This window comes from Oceanospirillum sediminis (assembly GCF_014164585.1).
In the GTDB taxonomy this organism is placed as follows: Bacteria; Pseudomonadota; Gammaproteobacteria; order Pseudomonadales; family Halomonadaceae; genus Oceanospirillum; species Oceanospirillum sediminis.
The window spans coordinates 1-473 of the sequence record NZ_JACJFM010000125.1 but is presented as its reverse complement, the minus strand read 5'-3'; the positions used below and the strand labels follow the sequence as shown (position 1 = coordinate 473).

At 48.0% G+C, this 473-nt stretch carries 1 protein-coding gene; it reads left to right on the top strand.

Annotation, left to right across the window (positions count from 1 at the left end):
* Nucleotides 1-321: VRR-NUC domain-containing protein (locus H4O21_RS24185; RefSeq protein ID WP_182812453.1), on the top strand; the 321-nt coding region annotated here is incomplete at its 5' end.
* Between the last annotated feature and the right edge of the window lie 152 nt (nt 322-473).

Here is a 473-nt window from a genome sequence, read left to right as displayed (position 1 = left end):
TACCAGTTTCCTGATGTGCTGTGGTTCCATCCGTCTCAGGAGACCAAAAGCAACTCAGTGCAGCATCTGGCATCGCGCGCAAGGAAAGGTGTAAGGTCAGGGGTGTCTGATGTGATAATCCTGACGCCTGGTGTGAGGTGGTATAAAGCGACGATAGAGTTGAAGCGGCATGATTCAACGCTTAGCAAATGGCAACCTGGACAGATACCGTTTCTCAACGATAGCGCCAGCGCTGGTGCATTCTCTGCGGTGGCGTGTGGACTCGACCAGATAAAGATTGCAGTGTTGACGTATTTTGGCTTGCCTTTTGATGTGGGTTGATGTAGATTCATTTACGTGATGATGAGTGAGGTTAACAATGAAAGTCTATTTCAATAATGAATTAACTAATAAGCAATACCACACTGACACCGAGCACATTAACGGATCTGGCCTGTGGAATCTGTATGACAGATGCCCCGCAGCTTGGCGCT